A 21,059-nucleotide genomic window follows, 5' to 3' on the forward strand; every position below is an offset into this window, starting at 1 on the left:
ATTGTTCCGCTTTCATGATTGGAGAGTCGTTTGAGTCGAGAAAAGACAGCCACAACTGAGGGCGCCAAATCGTCGGCTACCAAGGAGAAAAAGCTACGCGCTGATGCGCAGCGCAGCACGGACGCCCTTCTGGAAGCCGCAAAGAGAGTTTTTGCTGCATCCGGCGTAGATGCCCCGGTGCGTGAGGTCGCCGATGTAGCCGGGGTGGGAATCGGCACCGTTTACCGGAACTTTCCAAAGCGTGCCGACTTAGTCGCTGGCGTCTTTCGTCGAGAGGTAGATGCCTGTGTTGCCGAGGCGGTAGCACTATCGGACGTGCACCCCCCGATTGAGGCACTGTCGTTGTGGCTGCATCGCTATACGCAGTTCATTGCAACCAAAAAGGGGCTCGCGTCTGCCCTGCATTCTGGCGACCCTGCATTCGCGGCACTACCAAACTACTTTCGGGAGAATTTCGAACCCGCCCTCGCCGCATTGCTGGACCGTGCCACGGAAGCTAGAGACATCGATGGCGACGTCGCACCCTACGACTTGTTGCGAGCTATAGGGAACCTCTCAGTTGCCTCCGGCGATGATGGTGTGGACCATATCCGCCGCATGGTTGATCTCTTTATCAAGGGACTGCGATATGGCGCGGAAGTGTCGGGTGGTCATGGTGCCTAAGAGAACAATGGATAGCCAATATGTAGCTTCATGAGGTCTGCATCTGTCCTAACGCAGGCTCAAACCGTGACGCCGAAGCGCATTCGATAGGCGTTTGGCTGAATCCCGATCAGTTTCTTGAAAACTTTCCGGAAGGCTGACGGGTCCTCGTAGCCAACCTCCCAGGCGATTTCGTCGACCGTGCGGCGCGTCAATTCAAGCCCTTCGCGTGCCTTGGCAATACGAACGTTCTGAATGTAACCGGTGGGTTTGAAGCCGGTTGCAGCCGAAAACCGGCGTAGGAATGTCCGTTCGCCGAGTCCCGCGATGCCCGAGAGCTCTATCAAGCTGTGAGCGTCAGCGGGTCGCGCGTGAATATGGTGCTGCACCCGAAGGATAGCATCGTCGCCGTGCCCGAAGGGCGGCAGAAATTGCGCAAAGGGTCGTTGCGAATTGCGCGGCGGATCGATCAGCAAAAACCGCGCCGTGGCAAGCATAACGCTCGGTCCCATCAGTCGCTCGACCAACGTCAGACCGAGATCCGTCCACGCCAGAATACCGCCTGCTGTAATTATGTCGCCATCATCGAGGATCATATGCTGGTCAGCAACGTCAATGTCCGGAAAGCAATCCGCAAGTTGCCCGGCGAAGGCCCAGTGGGTGGTCACCCGACGCCCGTCGAGTAGTCCGCTCGCGGCGAGCACGAAGGCACCGGCGCAGACAGAGCCGATCCTCGTGCCGGAACTATGCTGGTCCTTTAGCCACGCAGCTTCCTGCGCCATTTCGGCCATTTGTTCGGGCATCACGATGCTAGGCGGAAGGATGATGTAATCGAGCCTATGCATCGCACCTGGGTGACTGTCCCAAGTGCAAACCAGCGACCCATCCGGGGAGTGCGCATCGCGCTGCCAATGGGTGACACGGATAAATGATCGTCCGGTTTCGGCGGTCCACTCGGTCGCGATCCGGAACAGGTCAGTCAGCCCGTGGATCGAGGATAGCTGACAGTCCGGATAGGCCAAAAGCCCGATTTCGGCAACGCATCGCATCATACGATTGTCAGTTTTGCCTTGGTGTTTGTCAATTACGCCAATCCTGAATGTCGATTGAACCGCCTAAATCTCATCTTGTCGAAACCACGACACGCGCTTTGGAGCTGTACCAATGACTAAACGGACCAACACCAAATTCACCCTGAACCGGCGCGAAGTGCTGCTGACGGGAACGGCCGCTTCGTTCCTCCTGGCACTTCCATCCATCGCCCTCTCTCAAACTCAACCCGAACAGAAAGGAATTCAGGATATGTCTATCTTCGCCACAAACGACGGAACAGAAATCTTCTACAAGGACTGGGGTCCGAAAGACGCTCAACCCATTGTCTTCCACCACGGTTGGCCGCTTTCGAGCGACGACTGGGACAACCAGATGCTGTTCTTCGCCTCAAAAGGTTACCGTGTCATTGCCCACGACCGCCGTGGACATGGCCGGTCCAGCCAAACACATATCGGGCATGATATGGATACCTATGCCGCGGATGTTGCCGAACTGACGCGGCATCTGGGCCTCAGGAATGCTATCCACATTGGCCACTCCACCGGCGGCGGTGAAGCGGCGCGCTATGTTGCCCGCGCCGAGCCGGGACGCGTAGCGAAGGCCGCCTTGCTTGGGGCAATTCCACCTCTGATGCTTCAGACGGATGCCAATCCAGACGGAATTCCGATGGAGGTCTTTGACGGGTTCCGTTCGGCCTTGGCTGCAAATCGTGCCCAGTTCTACCTTGATGTTCCTTCTGGGCCGTTTTTCGGGTTCAACCGCGAGGGCGCGGAAGTCAGCGAGGGCCAGATCCAGAACTGGTGGCGTCAAGGCATGATGGGGAGCGCTTCAGCGCACTACCAATGTATCGCGGTGTTCTCAGAAACCGACCAGACCGAAGACCTCAGGGCGATCGATGTGCCGGTACTTGTCATGCACGGCTCCGACGACCAGGTGGTGCCGATAGCGAACTCGGCTGAGAAAGCCGTCAAGCTTCTGAAGAATGGGACTTTGAAGGTCTATGACGGGCTGTCCCATGGGTTCTTTGCGACCCATCCCGAGCAGGTGAACGCCGATCTATTGTCGTTCATCGAAGCGTGATCTCGGCTAGCAGCGGAGGAAAATGTCCTCCGCTGCTTTCGCAAATAGATCATTTGTACCGTTGCATCGAGCGGCAGCAAAGTCCGCAGAGGGGTCATTAGCGAAAATTGTGCGAATGTCTGCACCAAGCCCAAAGCGCCTTTGAGGGCGTTGCATCGTTTGGCCGCTTTGACACTCCACTAGTCGGGAAGCACCAAAGACGAACAATGTCTCGCCATCGCCATTGACAGTGCCGTAGACGACGCGCGGGCACTCGACTAGGCTGCGACCATGACACTCAAGCTGACTTTCGTTGCGGTTCAAACGAATGACCAAAATGGAGCCGTTAGAGGACTGGCTCGTTCCCGCCTGGTACGTTGCAGAAGCAGACGTTCGCATCGGTGTCCGCATTTTCAGATAATTGACGGCCAGCTTGCCTATCGCAGAAGCGGTATGAGCCCTTGACCTTCATAAATTCAGTTAGAAGGCGTTGACACGAAAAACCCGTGCAATTGACGCATTCTCTTTAGGCTCCAAGTCAACCTTGGCCCTTATCCCGCACTATGTCCGTAATTGCCTGACCGGCCTGTTCCCGCAATTGCTCTGACCCGCAGCGGACAATTTCTTCAAGCAGGTTGCTGAGGTCTCGTTTCGATTTCGCCTTGTCCAACAGATTGCGGATGACGAAGGTGTGCGTTGTCCCGATCAGTGTAATGCCCCCTGTGTCGCTGTCCCCTGGCAGCGTAGGTTTATCTGCACCATGGGTGCGCTCTTCAGAGGGGCCGTCGTACCGCGCTGCGATGCGCCCGCGCAGCTCAAGGGTTTCTGCTTCCGGTTCGACCTGAAGCGATGATTGCAGTCTGGTTCTGACGTCTTCGAACAAGACGAGCGCGGCACCTCGCCGACCCGTTTGAAAAAGCGCTTCCATGCAATGCCGCAAGGCACATTCATTATAGGGATCTTGGTCTAGGCGCCATGAGGCAAGCTCCTCCAGGCCCGACCAGTTCTCTTTGGCGAGACAAGCTGCCGAGGCGTTTTCCAGGCGTCTCGTGATCTTTTCAGAAAAGGATCTGCGTTCGGTATCAAGCCACTCCTGAAAGGTAGCGCCAACCCGGCCGGTATTGCCAAAGAGCTCTCCAGCAAACCTGGCGGCTGCCGCGACCGGGTCGGTCTCCAGATTTGCAAGAAGCGTCTGAACATCAGTTTGAAATGCCCCGCCCTTCAAGCCGACAGACTGGCGATCCACGTCAAGTGTCGCCGCCCCGACATGCGCGAGCGCCTTATTGGCGTGATAGATCGTCTGCCGCAGGGAGGCACGCGCCTGAGCCTCCCCGCGTTCTCCCCAAAAGCGCGCTGCAAGCGTTTCACGTTGCAGGCGCCCCTCAAGAGCAAGAACAGCAATCAGAAAAGCGGTATGCCGGGTTGGCAGAACCAGCGTTTGTCCATGAAACCGAATATCCAGTCTGCCCATCAGCCGGATTTCAAGGATCTTGTCGCGATCCGGGACCGTCGGGCGGCTGGCCTTTTCAGCTGGGAAAAGTGGCCCAAGAGCAGAGATGGGGACGGCAAATTTCAGCACGTTATTCATGTTCTTGCCTCTTTCCGATCGCGATCAAGCTCAGCGCATCGAAGAAAATCCGCTGCAAGTTTGGCGGTTCATGAGATGGTTTGCAGAGACGCTCGGCCGGCTACAGGGTGCAATCGCGTTCCATACCGAGCGGCGCGAGCGAACCACGGGCTTCACTGCCGTGAATGCATCAATGCGCGTGGCAACAATTGCAGGTCACGGCGATTGCCCCTATGTGGCGATGGTCCGTTCCGCAGCAGCCGCCAAGGACGGTTGCCTGCGGCAGGAGCCGCCTGAGTTCCAGATACTGGGATGCCAGTTCTTCCGGATTGCCGTCGTCGAGTTCTTCGGCATTGTCCAGCTCTTCATGAGACAGCCGGGACGCATTTGCCCTTACGCCGCCTATGCGCTGCACCCAGTGACCACGGCCTTTCAGAACATCGACAAAATGATCCGGATGTGCGCAATTGATCATGTAATAGGCGGGCGCTTCGCCGGTCTCCAGATCAACCTGGCGGATCGCGTCACCGAGGCTCTGGCCGCTCGGTAAATGGCCATCGGTTTCCAACGTGAAGGATATTACAGACGGCATGCCGCGCTGCTTCGCAGCCAGCGCAATTCCGAGCGCTTCTTCGACATAGGTCATCGTGATCGCGGACACCATGTCGGTGGCAAATTCGAAGAACCAGTCGATCTGCTGGGCGTGATAGCCCCGGGCTTCGCTCACCGTCATCAGGTGCCTGGGATTGTAGCCATCGTCCTGCGGTCCGAGAACGCCGTTGAGGACAAAGGGTGAGGTATCGGTTTCAAGCCATTCCCGCAGCGACAGGAGATACATGATCGCCTGCTTGTGGATTTCTTTTAGATCCTGGACTGAAACGCCCAGGTCATCGGCCCACCGGCTGCTGGCCCGCCAGGTCGGCGTATCCATGATAAACCCAAGCTGGTGGCGCACCGCGATCCGCCCGAAATTCATCATGTAGCGGTCGAGCGCGGCACGGCCCTTTTTGCTGTTCAGAAGCGTGAAGGCCGCAAACGCGGGAAGATCCAGGCCTTCCTGAAAGACCATCCAGGTTTCCAGCCCCCCGTCTGTCAGGAATTCCCGGTTCCCGAGTTGAGGCAGTTTGTTTCTGTACTTCGGGATCATGTCGTAGACCTTTCGCTGTCACACATTCAGACCGCACAAAACCCGCCTGTGTCGCAAACCGGTTGGCTGCGAGCTGGTGGAACAGATCTTTGTGTTTTGGTTCCGGAGAACTGTGGATTGAGACTTAGTGCGTCCGCGGAAAGAAGACTTTCAGGATTCCTTTGGGTTTCCTTTGGATTTTCTGGTTTCGACACTTTCTCGAAGAGAGTGAACGGTTTGAGCTGCTGCGCCGCTTCTTCTGAGAGGTCTTCTTGCACCTTGGCAGAAGCGATGTATGAGCATCGCGTCCTTGAAACATTTCGATGCGCACGAAACTCATGTATTTTGAGGAACTACGGAACCCGGGCCCAGATTTCCAACAGATGATTTACAGATTTGAGGAATTTGAACTTGATGCTGCAAAGCGCGAATTTCGCCGCGACTCTGAACTGGTGAGTCTGGAGCCGCAGGTCTTTTCGCTGCTGCTGTTGCTGGTCGAAAATCACAATCGCGTCGTCTCCAAAGACGAGATCATTGAAAAGATCTGGGATGGTCGGTTCATCTCCGAGGCCGCCGTCTCGAGCAGGATCAGCGAGGTCCGAAAGGCGCTTGGTGAAGGGTCGAAAAAGCCACGCTTTCTGCGCACGCTCTACAAGCAGGGGTTCCGGTTTCAATTTGAACCGACGACATTCCCGGGCTCAGTGGGGACACCGTCCGCCGGACCGCAGGACGTGGCAGACAGCGAAGCAAAGGATCAGGACCCGGTTGTTGTCGTCCTCCCGTTTTCGGCGATGCCGGCTGATCTGGACTTTGACTGGCTCATCGACGGTATCTGCGATGACATTATAACCGGACTGTCCCGTTTTCGGGAGCTCCGTGTCATTTCGCGACTGAGTTCCTTTGGGCTCGCGGGCCTTAGCCAGAAAGACCTGGACCTGGCGATCGAAGGGTTGGCAGCGGACTATGTTGTTGAAGGCAGTGTTCGACGCCTTCAGACGGCGTGGCGCTTGCAGGTATCGATCGTCTCCACCGGATCCCAAACCCAGATCTGGAGCGAGCGCTGGGAACTTGAGCAGGCATCCTTGCAAAATCTTGATCACATCACGGATCGAATTGTCGCGGCGATTGAGCCCGAACTGCTGTCGGCCGAAAGAGACCGAATTCGGCGAAAGCCCGTAACGGATCTGACGACCTGGGAAAGCACGCAAAAGGGCCTTTGGCTCTTGTGGCAACAAAAGAGCGGCCTGCATAAAGAAGCTGTTTCGGTTCTCAAAACCGCATGCAGCCGAGATCCGGATTATGCTCTTGCGCACGCCGGATTGGCTTACGCCTTGTGCCATGCCTACAAGGAAGGCGTAATGGAGATCGATGCTCTTGACCAGGCGCTTGCCGCCGCCCACCAGGCTGTCCAGCTGGATCAGCGTGATGCCTTTTCATATGTCGCACTCGGAAGGTCTCACCTGGCACGTCAGGAGTATGATGAAGCCATCTCCGCCTATGACGAAGCGATTGCCCGAAACCACAATCACGCTTATGGCCATTTTGGAAAGGGCTATTCCCTTTCTTTAAGCGGGAGGGCACCAGCTGCAATCAGGCATTTCGAAACGGTGCTCGAACTCAGTCCGCGCGATCCGCAGGGATGGTCCGTTTGCGTCTTGCTGTGTTTTTCCAATCTGATCATTGATCGAGCCGACGTTGCGCTCTCCTGGGCTCAAAGGTCCTTGAGAATGCCAAATGCGCCACATTGGGCCAAAGCAGCTGAAGCGGCAGCGTTGACGGCGCTCGGTCAAGAAAAGGCAGCCGCTGTTGCACTCGCAGAAGCGCTGGCAGCGCGTCCCGAGCTGAACGCGGCTTTTTTGAACCGCGCTTACCCTTTTGCAGATCAGCGGGATTTCAAGAAGTTGTCCGAGTTCATGCTCGGAACTTTCGTTCCCGATATGTCTCAAGACAAAGGCCCGCCTGGCTCCTGAGCCTGTTGATCTTGATTATCATGTGGGCCGAAATTGCTTCATGGCATGGCATGGCAAGATTGCCGGTAATTTGATGTCTCTTGGTCGTCCCGGTACATTCGAAAAACAAAACTCGCAACGGTCCGGGGGTGTGTGTTTGAAACAGTTGAGCGTGATGAAGCATATCAATCCGGCCGAGGTTCTGGGTTTGATGCTGTGACAGATGCTTTCGACCTGAGATGACCTACAAATTCGGCGCATACGAACTCGACCGGGAGCAATTTGAGCTGCGCAAGAATGGCGCTCCAGTAGCCGTGGAGCCGCAGGTACTCACGCTGCTGCTGCTTCTTGTCGAAAATGCGCACAGGGTGGTCACAAGAGACGAAATCATCCAGACAGTCTGGAACGGTCGATTTATCTCCGAAGCAGCTGTTGCGAGCAGAATTAGCCAGGCGCGATCAACGCTCGGCGACGATGGAAAAAAACAGCTCTTTATCAAAACGATCCACCGAAGGGGATTACGGTTCGTGGCCGATCTTGCCGAGGGCAGCATCGAGCCTGAGTTTCAGAAGAACATCGATCTGGCAACGGGGCTATGGGCGAAACCTGCTCAGGACGCTCCCCGGCTTGTCGTGATTCCCTTTCGAGATTTCACCACTGAACCAGCATCAGATTTTTTCGCTGAGACGCTGACGGAGGAAATCACGACGGCTCTCTCAAGGTGCAGTGACATAACGGTTATCGCCAAAACGTCTGCCTTCGCTATCGGCGGGACAGACGTGCAGCTTGAAGAGATCAGTGAGCGGCTGGGTCTTAAGTATGCTGTCGAAGGATCTGTCCAGAAATCAACGGAAACCATCAGGGTCAACTATCGGATCATAGATCTGCGGAGCGGCGAATACCTGTGGACTGACCGTTTCGAAGGGTCAGCTCTGACGTCATTTGAAATCCAGGACAGCGTCGCACGATCGATTGCAGCCGCGCTCCCAACACGCATTCATGGAGAAATTGCTTCAAGGAACACCGATGCAACATCCACTAAATTGAATCTGTTCCAGAATTATTTGCGGTTGGTATGGCCCCTGCGTCAGGGGAAAACAGCGGCAAACGTTGCCATCGACCTTGAGAAACTGATTGAGAAGCATGGTGATTTCGCACTGGCGCACGCGCATCTTTCTGTCTTGCTCGGATATGCCGGGTTTGAAGACGCACGCCACGACGAGGAAATCATCAGCAAAACAGCGAAGCACGCACTCCATGCCATTTCTCTAAGCAACGACGACGAGCGCGTCGTGGCAAAAGCGGCTCTGGGTCTTGCCCTGTCAGGAGACTGCAGACGCGCCTTGCAATTCAGCCAGTCAGCCCTCGAAATCAATCCTTATTCAACAGAAGCAATCCATACGCGCGGGTTGATTCAATGCGCAGCCGGTGAGCATGAGACAGCACTCGATTTTCACAGAACGGCGATGCGGCTGGATCCGCTGTGTCCCTCGTATTATCTGGAAGGTGTGATCGAGGCCTGTTTTCTGCTTGGTCGATATGATGACGCCATTGCGGCGTTCGAGCAATGGGACAAGCCGAGCCTTCATGTTCTGGCTTATATGGCAGCTTGCTACGCTCTGTCTGGCGACGATGAGAAAGCATGTCAACATGCGCTGGAGTTCAACCGCTCACGTCCCTCAAAATTTGATTTCTGCAGCTTCCTGGCTGTAGTGGACCGCTTCTTTCAGAAAGAGCAAGACAGAGATCACTGGAAAGCTGGCTTTCACAAAGCCAGAGTGCTCGAGCGACAATTGTAACGGTCACACCGAAAAATCTCGGAAACTGCGGATTTGGTGTGAACCGAACTGCACGTCGCCAGATTGAAGTCTCCTTCTGCCCTCATTGGCCGTCGGAACTATGTGTGAACGCTACTGGCGGTGGAGAACTGCAAGCTGACTGTCCGACTTTGGAACAGGCCTCAAGTCAGTCAGACGACGGCGCCGATTTGGATGCAGCTAGTTGCCAGACCTTCTCGACCAGCCAAGCTAAACTGTTGATCCAAAATAATAATAGAAGCTTCGTTGTCTCCAGCGCGGGTTTTTCAAATCTCTCCTAAAGCGATGACTGGCATTCGCTAAATAAAACAGGCAGGCGTTTCAATTTGATGAGATCCGAGCCATTTGGAGAGCGTCACAATATCCATTTTCGGTGCAAACGTAGTCCCGCATGCGTCCCTCCTCTTCAAAACCGAGTGAGCGATAAAGTTCGATGGCGCGTGCGTTGTCCACCCAAACGACCAGGCTGAGGCGTCTGATCCGGTAAAATCCGTCACAGAGCAGGATTACCTCCTTGATCAGGGTACGCGCAACGCCGTTGCCCTGCTGCTCTTCTTTTGTGACGACCATGTTGAGCTCAGCGGCATGCGCGGCGCGTGGCACGTTTTGGTGCAAAACGAGCTCTGCGAAACCGATGACTTTGCCGCCATCTTCGGCGACGATCTGAACTGTGTTCGGATCTGCAGACAAGCGATCCTCAGTGTTTTTGAGCCGCATATAAGGCAACCGCATTGATCCTTGAACAACGTGCGGGCTTGTCAGGATCGCATGAAGTCCCGACGCATCAGCAGGCTCGGCGTGGCGTATCGTGTAGTTCATGAAACCCTCCTCAGGGCGCGGCGGCCGCTCACGGAACGGCCGCTTTCTTTTAAGAATAGGTCCGATCAATTGCGTCAGACCAGTCTCTCAATGTTCAAAGGCCGGTCCGCTTTGGAAGCGGCACATACATCTGCACATGAGTCTGGGTGGAAAACTCACCTGTCAGGGGGCCATGCGTCTTGCCATCGCTATGCCATGCGATCGCCAATTCGGAAATCAGCTGCTCGCCTGTTAACTGGAGGCAGGGCGTGATCTCGCGAACGAATTTTGCGTTGCCGCTCTCATCAGCGGTGAAAACATTCTCGGTCCCGTCCCGGGAGCCGAGCGGTGTGTCATAAAAGCCGAGAAAGGGCTCGGTCGGCGGCCAGATCGCAAAGTCATGCCAGACAGTGTAGAGGCCATTCGGAACAAGGTTCTCAAACTGGAGGTTCACGATCCCGGTGCCGTTCGAACAAGAGTAGTTTCCGGTTCCCTTGGCCGAGAACCACTCACCTAGAGTGATGCCGAGAGCCTTGCCTCTCGGCCAAGGGCCCGTGTTCTCTACTTGGAGCGGAGTATGCGGAACGGCGTCAGCAGGTGCAAAAAGCGGGGCATCCATGTTTCTCGTCGCGCCGGTTGGACGAAACACCTCGCCCGATCCTGCGACCTTTTCAAAGAAAACATCCTGCTCGGCCAGCTTTTCATCAATGTGAAAAATAAAGGCGAGTGACATGCTTTCATCCATGTCATAGGCCGCATTGGCTGAAACCATTTGAACGGCATCGTCGGCCATTGAGGGCAGCGTGGTCGAAAGCGCAAGCGATAGCGCCAGAAGTGTACGTTTCATGTGATTTCCTTCCTGAGTTACATGTTGGGTGCTCGGACCAAGCCGCGGGTCCTGAGCCTAATGGTCCGCCTCTTGCGGACCCGACAAGGTCCGGTGTCTGCAACGTGTCACCGGAACAGTGTTTGAAGGTTCTCGTTATCGGCTTCTTTGAGGCGGCGGCTGCGGAGGCAGGCCGGAAGGCACGCGCGCCGGAATCAAATCCCGCCGATCGCGCATCGCCGGATCGGTGAGGCTTTCAAGGAACGCGACCAGTTGCCCGACTTCTTCGTCACTGAGTTCTATCGCTTCAAGGTCGTTTGCTTCGGCAATACGGTTTGTCAGACGCTCATTTGTTTGGACCCAAGTATCGCGGCGATCGAAAGCATTGCGGCGGGCCGGGTTCATTGGTCTGAAGATCAACTTCGATCCTTTGCCCGTTTGCTCGATGACGGCGTCGAGAACCGGTAATTCTGTGCCGTCATATGCTTCCAGAGACGCTTTTGGTGCCAGATGATGCCGAACGATACCTTCGAGCGTGTCATAGGCCCCCGAGTGTCCCCAGGGCCCGGTAAGGGCGACGTTCAACAATGACGGGGTTCTGAAAGAGAAGAGGTCCTCTCTTTCAAAGGTGACACGAAAACGCCCCTCATCCTCCAGGCGATCCATGAAGCCGCTCGCGCGCCAGTAACTTGTGTCGCTGCCATGTCCCTTTCCAGGGCCGGTCTGCGGCATTGCGATCGCGTGAAATCCGTGATCTGTCATGAGCGGTCCGGAATGGCAGCTGTCACACCCAGCCCGTCCGTAGAACAAATCGATGCCGGCCCAGACGCCGTCACTCAGTCTGGCAAATTCACCATCACGCAGTGTTTGTTCGAACGGACTGCCATTTGACCTGAAGGCGGTAGCCTGAAACGCTGCAAGGGCGTTGGCTGCCTGAACGAACGAGACCTCACTGGAATCAAAAGCTTCGCGGAACATTTCGCGATATTCGCCGATCCCGGAAAGCCGCTTTGCCAAAAGGTTCCAGGCGTCGGCCAGCCGGTCCTCGGCGACCGCTGTCGCCACTGGGTTTTCGCCTTTTTGCCCGGCCATTTCGACGGGTGAAAGCACTGGAAACATCGCCTGGGCCGCGAGCGGATTGTCGAGCCCTTCCGGCAGATGCTCACGAGCGGGGCTCCAGAAGCCGCTCTTGAACACGCCGGCCGGGTCGGGCTCCAGCCGGCCGTCATGAAAAAAGGCTCGGTAGGAGCGTGCGCCAATGTTGTAAAGCGGCTGTGCATTTCGCGGAACGCGTCCTGTCACACCACTGGGGCCAGTGCGGCGAACCGCTCCGAAACCCTCACCGCCCTCGCCGATCGACAGAGCCAGATCGTCACCAGTGCCGCGGCTCGGATCGTGGCAGGTACCGCATGATATGTTCCGGTTACCCGACAGGATCGGATCAAAAAAGAGCATTCGGCCGAGTTCGACCACATCGGGATCCGCGGCACCATCGTAGAGATAGTCGGCATCTTCCAGCGGATTTGGCAATTCGCCCGCTTCTGCGGGTACCATCGCTGCCAGGTAAGAGCCGGACACCAGAATAGCTTTCAGGGAAATACGGGGCATCATGCCTTTCCTTCATCGCTTTTGAAGTCGTGAATATCTGCCCTCGTCGCCTCGGCGAGCAGCTCCAGCGGACCGCCACCATGCAGGCCGATGGCGCGGATCTATTGAAAAATACAACGTCTTCATCGAAGCTCCGCGCCGAGCGGGACTGGATACGGCCGCGCCCGGCAGCATGCCGGTCACTTGCGATCCAGGCTTGGTCCCTTCCACAAGAAATTCATTTGAATGATTTAGGGAACTTCCACATCCACCACCGACCTGCGGATCGCCTTCAAGCGCAACTGCGAGACCGGAGACGATTGCGAGCGCCAGGACCAGTGGCCCGGCGAGAGGCCAACTTGATCGTTTCATTTTCTTTCCTCGGGGTTCTTGATTTCGCTTCTCGAGCGGCCGACCTTTTTGCGCTAAGCAGCGCTCAGGTTTTTCTTGGCCGCCAGGCACACCTGTTCGATATGCCGATGATCCGTTCCGCAGCATCCGCCGAGCACGACCAGTTGCGGCATAAAGCTCTTGAGGTCGGCATAGTCGCGTCCGGTCTCGACGGGGTTGCCATCGTCGAGTTCTTCAGCCTCGTCGAGTTCGGCATGGCTGAGACGCGAGGCGTTGGCGCGTATTCCGCAGATCCGGTTGCGCCACTCGCCACCTGTGCGCAATGTCTCTCGGAAGTGGTCCGGATGGGCGCAGTTCAGCATGAAATAGGCTGGGCCGAAGTCGGTCTTTGCATCCACTTCGTTGATCGCATCGCCAAGGGGCTGACCGGTTGGCAAGCGCCCGTCGGTTTCAACGGTGAACGAGATCACAACAGGAATACCGTACCCTTGCGCGGCGCGAACGATACCGATTGCTTCCGGGGTGTTGTTGATGGTGATCGCCGTCACCAGATCCGCGCTTGTCGCGGCGAAGGCACTGACCTGAACGGCATGATAGGCCTCTGCTTCCGACGGCTGCATGACCTCTCCGGGCACGTAACCGTCACCACGTGGTCCAATACACCCTGACAATACGCATTTCAGTCCGGGAAATTCTGTCCGCAGGTCCGCCATCAAGGAAACTGAGCTTTGATTGAGCGCGATCAAATCTTCCAAGCTGACTTCAAGCTTCTCGGCCCAGTCGGGGCTTGCCCGCCAGGTCGCACTTTCAAACACGAAGCCGGTTCCGTGTGCAGCCGCAACAGAAGCGTGGCTTCGGTAATAGCGGCGTAGCGCTTCACGGCCATCTTCCGTCGACAACAAAGGGAAAGCAGCGAAAAGTGGCAGGTCGATCCCATAATCGAACATCAACGTGGTTTCGATACCCCCATCCGTTACAAAGAGGTCGCCGCTCATCTGCGGTAGGGTCTTTGAAAGCTCTTTCATGTCGCTTCTCCTCTGCGCGTTGACAGGAGAAGAATTGGGAAGAGACCGTTTTGCCTCCGTCACAAATACCGGTTGAGGTCGGATTGAAACGTCAAATTTTCGCTAAATCAGCGTCCCGGCGATCAATCTTGACGAAGCCATCGATGTTCACGCCTCGCGAGAGAGAGCCGCAGCGAGATCGGAAGGGGTGTGTCGGCACGCGCTTCAAACAACCGCTCCGAGCGACTGTGACTGCGATAGTATTAGATCCAGTTATTTGAATAGTGACCGTGTTCAGGTCGCTCAGCGGTTCACTGTGGTCACCAGAGCTGGGCGAGTGGCTCGCACTCGCGTGCACTGAGATGAGTCATCCATCCGCATCGAACGTTTCCAACATTCTTGCGACTTTGGCCTCTGCTATCTCGAACCGTTTTACGACCGCTCGGCAGTGCGGATTGAAGCGGAATACGTCGCGGAACAGGTCTCCGTCCTGACGCACGCTCTCGACCGCATCCATCAGAAATCCAAAGGACAACGTGTCTATCTCGGTGCGCAGGAAGTCGCCGTGCGTGACAACCTGGCCAATGTAATGCGTGAGAAAAAGAGTTTCCGCCAAAGCCCGATCATGCTGGTCCGCCGACATCTCCAGTACGACCAGTCCAACCGCATTCAATGCAACCTTGACGTCATCATAGACAGCCGGATCAAGCGAGTGATCTGTTAGAACGATGCGCAGTCCTTGCAGGCTCTGGCCGACCTTAGAATAGCTGTGTGGCCCGAACATCGGATGGGTCGCGACATACCGCAAAGGCCGTTCAGATCGAGCTGCGTGTTCTTTCAGCAGCTCTGCCGTATGTAACTTCACAGTTGCCACATCCGCCAGCACACTGCGCTTTCCCAGCCTGGGGACAACGGCCTCCAGGGTTGCAGCAAACTGAGCGATCGAGGATGCGATTATTACCACGTCGCTCCGGCAAACCGCGTCGAGAGAAAAGAACCTGTCTTCGTCTGGTTCTGCACGTCTGGAATGAATGCGGACACGGATCCCGGGCGCAAAACGTTCGGCAATTTTTTCAAGGAAAGCACCGAACTGTCCGTAGCCGACGATCCCAAGTGTTTCGATCATTCCCGTGTTCACCGGTCCATCCAGCTCTGCGCCCCTTGGCCGGAAAGTACCTGACTTTCGACCACACCGCACCGGCAACTTATACATCGCGCAGTTTTTGTGCATGCACTTTGTATCCGGGCAAGTGTGCGTGATACAGCCCATGCTAAGGTCTCTTAGCTTCAAGGATAGGAATGATACCCCTTGCCATACCCGGAGCTATGTCCGGCCTTCATGGCACCGAGCGTGTTTGAACCCGGCTTAAGAATCGCCCTGACCTCCGCCAGTTCGGCATCCGTCATGATCGCGGTAGGATCGCGCTGCCGCTTTTTGGTTTCAATCTCTGCCCACAAGTCGTTGAGCCTGTCGTTTTGAGCGCGACGCTTGGCCTTTCTCTTGGCAAGGCTCTTCCCGGCGGTTCTTTTTGCGAGCTTCTTTCCCGCAGTTTTTGCCAATTTGTATCCCAGACCGACTCCGGTGACGCACGCCACGATTTCAAACGTATCGATGATCTTTTCGACGACTTGAAACACCGCAAGAGCCTGTTCGGCACCATCGATGGTTCTAGATAGATAGTCTGCCAGCAAGCGGGCGTTCTGCTCGATCAGACACAACGTCACCAGCATATAGATCTGCGCTTTGACAACATCTCCGCTGATCAGGGCGTTGCGGTACTTTTCCTGGTACTTTCGCGGAGGGTTCCAGATCGATTGACTCGGCAGCGATCCACCGCCGATGAATTCGGCGGCAAATGCCGCGATAGGTTGTTCGCGCCGATTGCGAGCAAGTTCCTGATGTTTGTCCCAAGTGTTTTCAAAAAATGTGTGCGTACGATCCGAGGCACGCTTCAGCTTGGATTGAATGGGTCCCGTTAGAACGGAGCGGTAATAACCGGCTCCCAGCATGGTAACGCCGAGAAGCTCCTCCCGGTCAATCATGGCATCCGTCGTCTCGACAAGATCGCCCTTGATGCCCAGTGAAAACCAAAACTCCCAAAGCGTTGGGTCCCGTCTCCTGGTGTCATACGGCCTTCGCAGCCGCATCCAAACACCCTTTGTGTTCAGAATGTTGCGTACCTTCAGGAGGTAATCAGCCTCGTCGGGATTGTTGGTTCGAGGCGTCAGGGCATCTGCGGTCAGCATCTTTTTGTGATCAAGCCTGACATAAGCGTCCCGTTCGGAAACCTTTATCCGCCGGTCCAAAATTCGATAGGCGCGCCGCTTCTTTTTCGGATCGTAAGCCACGAGGTTTCCGCCGCGCCCAATCACCGAGGCCTCAATCGCCTTCCGGAATTCCTTCACATAGACCGGGTTCAGGAATTCAGCGTCTATCACCCTTTGAAGCTGCGCAACCTGTCCTTTTGACAGTAGGCGCTTGAGGTAAGGCACAGTTGCTATGAGTTCTGTCACGTCCGGCGCACCAAGTTCCCGCGCTTTTCGATAATTGTTCTTCTCATTCGCCATTTGAGTGGTCCTTCCAAAGCGGAAACGGCGGCGGCGGCAGAATGCTTCAACATTCATCCGCTCAGCCAATGCCACCATTCGTTTTCAGATTAGTCAGGTCGGCTTAGACCTTCGTGTTTCCAGCAATGTCCCATGCAAACTCAGGCGCAGCCCCTTTGGAACCGTCCGGTTTTTGCTCGGTGTAGATCAACTTGTACTCACCGAAATTTAGGGTCAGGCATTCAAACAGACGCTCATCGTCACTGCCTTCGTTGTCGATGCTGGTCACAATGATGTCCTTCATCTCGATCTTTACATATTCAAGCGGGTTTTCCCCGGCTGCCTTGCGGACAATAAGGGACCCTTTCGGGATATGTTTTCCGGTTGACAAATGTTGCCATAAGACCGGTGAAGACTTGTCGACATACTTATTCACGGTGAGATCCATGAAATGCGCTTTACCAGATCCCGATCCCCCTCCCATGTGCGTTGTGCCGGATTGCGTTGCTCCCCATGACCAGGCCAAGACGTCAATCTCATCCTTGTGAATCTTGTCCTGAGCTTCTCCCTTGATGCCTTCCAATTTCAGAAAATGATCGACTGCCATCTTAATGTTTCCTTCGATTTGCTTCGTTTGAAAAAACTCGCCTCGGTCTAAGACAGCCAGGTTCCGGGACATCGGACACCAATGCGCTGCGCCTGAGTACGAGGCACGGAGACTGCCACTCAGTCGGATCTGCGTTGTGAGGCTGCTGCATGATTTCAGCGGCCTTTTCGTCAGACCTTTCACGCTGCATGTTCCGCAAGGTGGCGTGGAACGAATAGGAAGACTGCGTTTTGTCTCCGTCACAAAAGCTGGCTAAGCCGCATGCGAAGCGTTAAATTTTCGCCAAAACGGTTTGTCACACGAGGTTGCTACTGCTGGATGGGTTGCGATAGTTTTCTGGACATACGGCTGCTTGGCCGGCTGGAAATTCACTTTGGTGAACGCATACTAGCGTTTCCCACCCGCCATGCTGGCTTCCTAATCGCATTGCTCGCTTTGGAAGGATCCATGCGTCGCGAAATCGCCGCTTCCAAACTCTGGGGCGAACGCGATGAAGCGCAGGCACGTGCTTCGTTGCGGCAGACGATCTATCATATCCAGAAGGTCTTCGGCTCGGCGGGAGCGCCGGAACTGGGCGTTACCCGGCACACCATCTCCTTGAAAGAACGCTCGTTTCGAACTGACATCGATGGTCTCTTGCACGGTTTGGAGGCAAATCCCACTTCCGCTGCGAAGATTTATCGCGGCGAGCTTCTTGGCGCCGTCGGTCGCGTCGATCCAGCTTTTCAGGATTGGCTCGATCAGGAGCGGCGCTCGATTGGCGTCAAGATCTCTGAAGCCGCGTCCGCTGCTGCAGATCGTCGCCATTCCGGGAAAGACTGGGCAAGTCTTGAAGCAGTTTCTTCACTTGGTTTGAAAATCGACCCTTTCAACGAGGAAGCGCTTCGTCATCGCATGCATGCACTTGTTCACATGGACAGGCGCGCATCTGCAGTCGCGATTTATGAAGACTTCAAGGAAGGACTTCAGGCGGCGCTCGGAATCGAACCCGAAACGGCTACTCAGGACTTGCGCGATCAAATCGCAAGCCGGAGCGCTGAGCCTGCAACTGAATCTGCACCTGACCCGGTTCCGTCGGCTTCCACTGAGGTTGCGTTTCGAGAGCGACGAAGCGTCTCGCTGCTTGCGGTCACTCCATCTGAAATAGCTTCGGATCCAGAACAGTTTGCAAGCGACTTTGCACGGGTAAACACGCTTCTGAAAGCGACCCTTCAGGATGGTTCGGCACAGATACTGGAACAGGCAGGCCCCACCATCGCCTGCGCCTTTGGTGCTTCAGGGCTGGTTGAGCGTCACGCGGAAGCGGCAGTGCACACAGCCAACGCGTTGGCCGGGCGAACCGGGGATACTTTAAAGTTCGCAATCGTCTCCGGAGACATCATCGATTCTGCTTCCGATGGCTCAGACGGTATTGATCTCACCGTCCTGGCTCCGCTCCTCTCACAGGCAAATGTTCTGCTGCAGACCGCCGAACCGGGGCAGAGTAAGCTTTCCCCGGCAACATCGTCCAGGCTGAACGCAAGGCCAAGCCAAGAGACTTTCATTGCACGCGAAGCCGAGCTTGACGCATTGAGGTCCGCATTCACCCAATCGCAATATGGCCAGGCGCAGGTTATCGGAATCGTAGGTGAAGCTGGGATCGGCAAATCGACACTTCTGCGACAGTTTCTGCGTTCATGCGAAGGCGCTGAAGTGCTAACAATTGAGGGTTATGACCGTGAAGCGTCGCGTTCATTTGGCGCAATCACGCGATTTCTTGTGACGCGGATTTTTGGTGGCGAAAACCCGAGTCGCGCCTCGGTCGACGGTGTTATCGCCGAAAATCGCGTCCGGGAGGTGCACCGCGAAGTCCTATTGGACCTCTTGGGTCTTGCCACCGAGGCCGAGCGGCACATCCTGGTCCGTGAAGAACAGCGCCTCAGGATCTTCAAGCTGGCCCGCGAAGTCATTCTCCGGGCGTGCGAGAATGGCGGGGCCATCCTGGCAGTTGAAGACGTGCACTGGCTTGACAGAGACTCAGCGGAGTTCCTGGATCGGCTTATCGGAGAGACATCGGGGGATCCTCTAACAATTGTCACTACGTTTCGTCCCGAGTATCAGGTTAACTGGATCGGACGAAGTTCTTTCCGGCTCTTGCGATTGACACCGCTTGCACTCGAAGATGCCGAGGCAATGATTTCTCCCTGGGTGAAGGAACTGTCTGGAAACATCCGCGACAAGATACTGAAACGTGCAGCGGGAAATCCGTTCCTGCTGGTGGAAACCGCAAGGGCCGTTTCAGCTGGCGGTACTGATGCACTCGATGATGTACCGGCTACGATCCGCGACATCCTGAATGCGACGGTCCACCGCCTTTCGTCCGACAGTCGACGTGTGCTTCAGTGCGCCGCAGTGCTTGGCTTCGAAGCGTCGGACAGCGCGGTCGCCGCTTTGACGGGTTTTGAAGAAACGCGTCTGGACGATGCTCTGGCCACGCTAAGGCAGGAAGAGCTAGTGGTCCGCAGCAGCGGTTACGGTTCGACTTCGCGTCACCGTTTCCGGCATGCACTTCTTCATGAGGCGATCTATGCGATGATTCCAAAGACGGAATCAAAGTTGCTGCACGCCAGCGCATCTGCGCACCTGAGAGAACGTCCCGACATTGATCCAGCCGCGATAGCGCACCACGCCTGGTTCTCCGAAGATTGGCAAGATGCCGTTGAATGGTACCGCCGGGCCGGTGACCGCTTTGCTACGCTGTCGTCTTATGCGCTAGCGTCCGAGGCTTACGGTTACGCCGTTGACGCGCTTGCCAAATGTCAGGACCAGCATGGTTTGCAGAAAAAGCGCCTCGAGCTTGCACTCAAGCGTCGCCCGGTTCTCGTGCCACTCGGGCTATATGAAACCGCGCTCGCGGAGTTGGATACGGCCGAAACCATTGCTGAACAGATTGACAGCCGCGGTTTCCGCGTCGCTGTTCACATCAGCAAAAGCTACCTGTTCAGCACCCATGGTTATCTGAAAAACGCCATTGAGCATGCCAGACACGCAACTGCCTTAAGTGACCACGAGGAGCAACCGGCCTATGAGGCAAAACTGGCGGAAGGCCAGGCGCTGTCCCTCATGGGCGACTGGCACAGCACGATCGCGCTTTTGGCGCCAACCATACCGTATTGGGAAGAGCACAGGCACGAAAGGTTCGGTCATACGGGAACGAGATCTGTCTGGTGTCATGGTCATCTTTCTAATGCCTTCGGCCTCAGCGGCCAGACCGAAGCTGCGCTCAGGCACGCCGAACGGGCGTTCGACCTTGCGGGCGAAACCAGAAGACCACTCGATACGATCTTCTCGCTTCACTTGCTTGGAAGGGCGCAGAACTTTGCGGGAAATACCGAAGAAGCCCTTTCGCTCTTTATGGAGGCGTTGCGTCGCGCCGAAGAGATAGATGCTCCCATCTTCCGGTCCTGGTTCGCTTGTGACGCTTTCCCATTGCTTTTGGCCTGCGGACGGATCGACGAGGCAAGCAATTTGCTGAACCGTCAGATCGAGGTGGCGCAACAGCTCAAACTGCGCCAGTTCCACGGCTGGCTTCGTCTGAACAAATCCGAGTTGCTTCGAGCAAACAAGCGCTCCAAAGAGGCGGAAGCTGAAGCCGCCGCGGCTCTCCGCTCTGCGAGGGAGATAGGCGACCTTGTGCTTGAGCCCACAGCCCTGAAGGTTCTGGCACAATACAAAAGCGAAACCGAACGTCGTCATGCAATCGAGGTTGCACAGGATCTGGCCGTGCAGCGCGGACTCTCGATTTTCCGTTGAGCGATGCTTCAAGGACGCACAAATTCGGTGTTCAGCAGCCGCTTAAACTTGGAACAGATCCAGTTACCGGATGCTCTAACTCAGCTTCAAGCATAATTTGACGGTTTTTTGATGCACCGAGCCTCCGTTTGAGCACAGGCTTCAGGCAGATGTAACAGCGATTTGACGCATCACCAGGAAATTGCCTGGAGTTCGCATCAAGTCGCTAACCTTTCGAACGCTCGTAATTTCAAAGTTGCAGCTGAACGAATCGATCCATCTGCTCGATTCAAAAAATATATATTTCAGTGGCTTGCTTGCGATTTCTTGAGAATTCCTGTCATGGAAATTGAGG

The 21,059-nt window shown here is 55.8% G+C and carries 15 protein-coding genes; 5 read left to right on the top strand and 10 right to left on the bottom strand.

The genetic code is table 11. The features are described from left to right. Nucleotides 1-30 precede the first annotated feature (30 nt). Nucleotides 31-663: a TetR/AcrR family transcriptional regulator gene (locus RDA78_RS02575; protein WP_434053812.1), complete on the top strand. Its 633-nt coding sequence runs from the start codon at nucleotides 31-33 to the stop codon at nucleotides 661-663. Nucleotides 664-722: 59 nt separating this feature from the next. Here the strand turns inward: RDA78_RS02575 and RDA78_RS02580 are convergent, their stop codons facing one another. Then, entirely contained in the window at nucleotides 723-1,694 is a 972-nt protein-coding gene (locus tag RDA78_RS02580; RefSeq protein WP_434053813.1) for a GlxA family transcriptional regulator, read from the bottom strand. Between the two features lie 112 nt (nucleotides 1,695-1,806). On the opposite strand from RDA78_RS02580, the gene RDA78_RS02585 reads away from it, so the two are divergent. After that, nucleotides 1,807-2,775 (top strand): alpha/beta fold hydrolase, encoded by a 969-nt coding sequence (locus RDA78_RS02585; protein ID WP_298987163.1) that lies wholly within the window; start codon nucleotides 1,807-1,809, stop codon nucleotides 2,773-2,775. Nucleotides 2,776-3,292: 517 nt separating this feature from the next. Here RDA78_RS02585 and RDA78_RS02590 read toward each other — a convergent pair. Together RDA78_RS02590 and RDA78_RS02595 are read right to left on the bottom strand one after the other, a co-directional pair. Further along, the gene (locus tag RDA78_RS02590) at nucleotides 3,293-4,342 is read right to left on the bottom strand and encodes an AfsR/SARP family transcriptional regulator (protein WP_434053814.1); all 1,050 of its coding nucleotides are present in this window, start codon (nucleotides 4,340-4,342) and stop codon (nucleotides 3,293-3,295) included. 169 nt (nucleotides 4,343-4,511) lie between these two features. After that, nucleotides 4,512-5,465: a homocysteine S-methyltransferase family protein gene (locus RDA78_RS02595; protein WP_434056091.1), complete on the bottom strand. Its 954-nt coding sequence runs from the start codon at nucleotides 5,463-5,465 to the stop codon at nucleotides 4,512-4,514. Nucleotides 5,466-5,830: 365 nt separating this feature from the next. Between RDA78_RS02595 and RDA78_RS02600 the strand changes: the two genes are divergently transcribed. Both RDA78_RS02600 and RDA78_RS02605 read left to right on the top strand, forming a co-directional pair. Further along, nucleotides 5,831-7,417 carry a winged helix-turn-helix domain-containing tetratricopeptide repeat protein gene (locus RDA78_RS02600; RefSeq protein WP_434053815.1) on the top strand — a complete coding sequence of 529 codons (1,587 nt, stop codon included), beginning with the start codon at nucleotides 5,831-5,833 and terminating at the stop codon, nucleotides 7,415-7,417. Between the two features lie 218 nt (nucleotides 7,418-7,635). After that, a complete protein-coding gene (locus tag RDA78_RS02605) occupies nucleotides 7,636-9,195 on the top strand; it encodes a winged helix-turn-helix domain-containing tetratricopeptide repeat protein (protein ID WP_434053816.1) in 1,560 nt (519 codons plus the stop codon). A 339-nt stretch (nucleotides 9,196-9,534) separates the two neighbouring features. Here RDA78_RS02605 and RDA78_RS02610 read toward each other — a convergent pair whose 3' ends face one another. From RDA78_RS02610 to RDA78_RS02640, 7 genes are all read right to left on the bottom strand, one after another. After that, nucleotides 9,535-10,032, bottom strand: coding sequence for a GNAT family N-acetyltransferase (locus tag RDA78_RS02610; RefSeq protein WP_434053817.1), 498 nt, complete (start codon nucleotides 10,030-10,032; stop codon nucleotides 9,535-9,537). A gap of 94 nt (nucleotides 10,033-10,126) precedes the next feature. Continuing rightward, nucleotides 10,127-10,858, bottom strand: a complete 732-nt coding sequence (locus RDA78_RS02615; RefSeq protein WP_434053818.1) for a hypothetical protein — start codon at nucleotides 10,856-10,858, stop codon at nucleotides 10,127-10,129. Nucleotides 10,859-10,993: 135 nt separating this feature from the next. After that, nucleotides 10,994-12,445 (bottom strand): cytochrome-c peroxidase, encoded by a 1,452-nt coding sequence (locus tag RDA78_RS02620; RefSeq protein WP_434053819.1) that lies wholly within the window; start codon nucleotides 12,443-12,445, stop codon nucleotides 10,994-10,996. Between the two features lie 404 nt (nucleotides 12,446-12,849). Beyond that, nucleotides 12,850-13,800: a homocysteine S-methyltransferase family protein gene (locus RDA78_RS02625; protein ID WP_434053820.1), complete on the bottom strand. Its 951-nt coding sequence runs from the start codon at nucleotides 13,798-13,800 to the stop codon at nucleotides 12,850-12,852. 346 nt (nucleotides 13,801-14,146) lie between these two features. Further along, a complete protein-coding gene (locus RDA78_RS02630) occupies nucleotides 14,147-14,905 on the bottom strand; it encodes a prephenate dehydrogenase/arogenate dehydrogenase family protein (protein WP_434053821.1) in 759 nt (252 codons plus the stop codon). A 161-nt stretch (nucleotides 14,906-15,066) separates the two neighbouring features. Beyond that, a complete protein-coding gene (locus RDA78_RS02635) occupies nucleotides 15,067-16,425 on the bottom strand; it encodes a hypothetical protein (RefSeq protein ID WP_434053822.1) in 1,359 nt (452 codons plus the stop codon). A gap of 25 nt (nucleotides 16,426-16,450) precedes the next feature. After that, nucleotides 16,451-16,933: an Hcp family type VI secretion system effector gene (locus RDA78_RS02640; protein WP_434053823.1), complete on the bottom strand. Its 483-nt coding sequence runs from the start codon at nucleotides 16,931-16,933 to the stop codon at nucleotides 16,451-16,453. A 447-nt stretch (nucleotides 16,934-17,380) separates the two neighbouring features. Here RDA78_RS02640 and RDA78_RS02645 point away from each other — a divergent pair, with 447 nt between their 5' ends. After that, nucleotides 17,381-20,725: an AAA family ATPase gene (locus RDA78_RS02645; RefSeq protein WP_434053824.1), complete on the top strand. Its 3,345-nt coding sequence runs from the start codon at nucleotides 17,381-17,383 to the stop codon at nucleotides 20,723-20,725. Nucleotides 20,726-21,059 lie beyond the last annotated feature (334 nt).

This window comes from Roseibium sp., from assembly GCF_051016195.1.
Lineage (GTDB): Bacteria > Pseudomonadota > Alphaproteobacteria > Rhizobiales > Stappiaceae > Roseibium.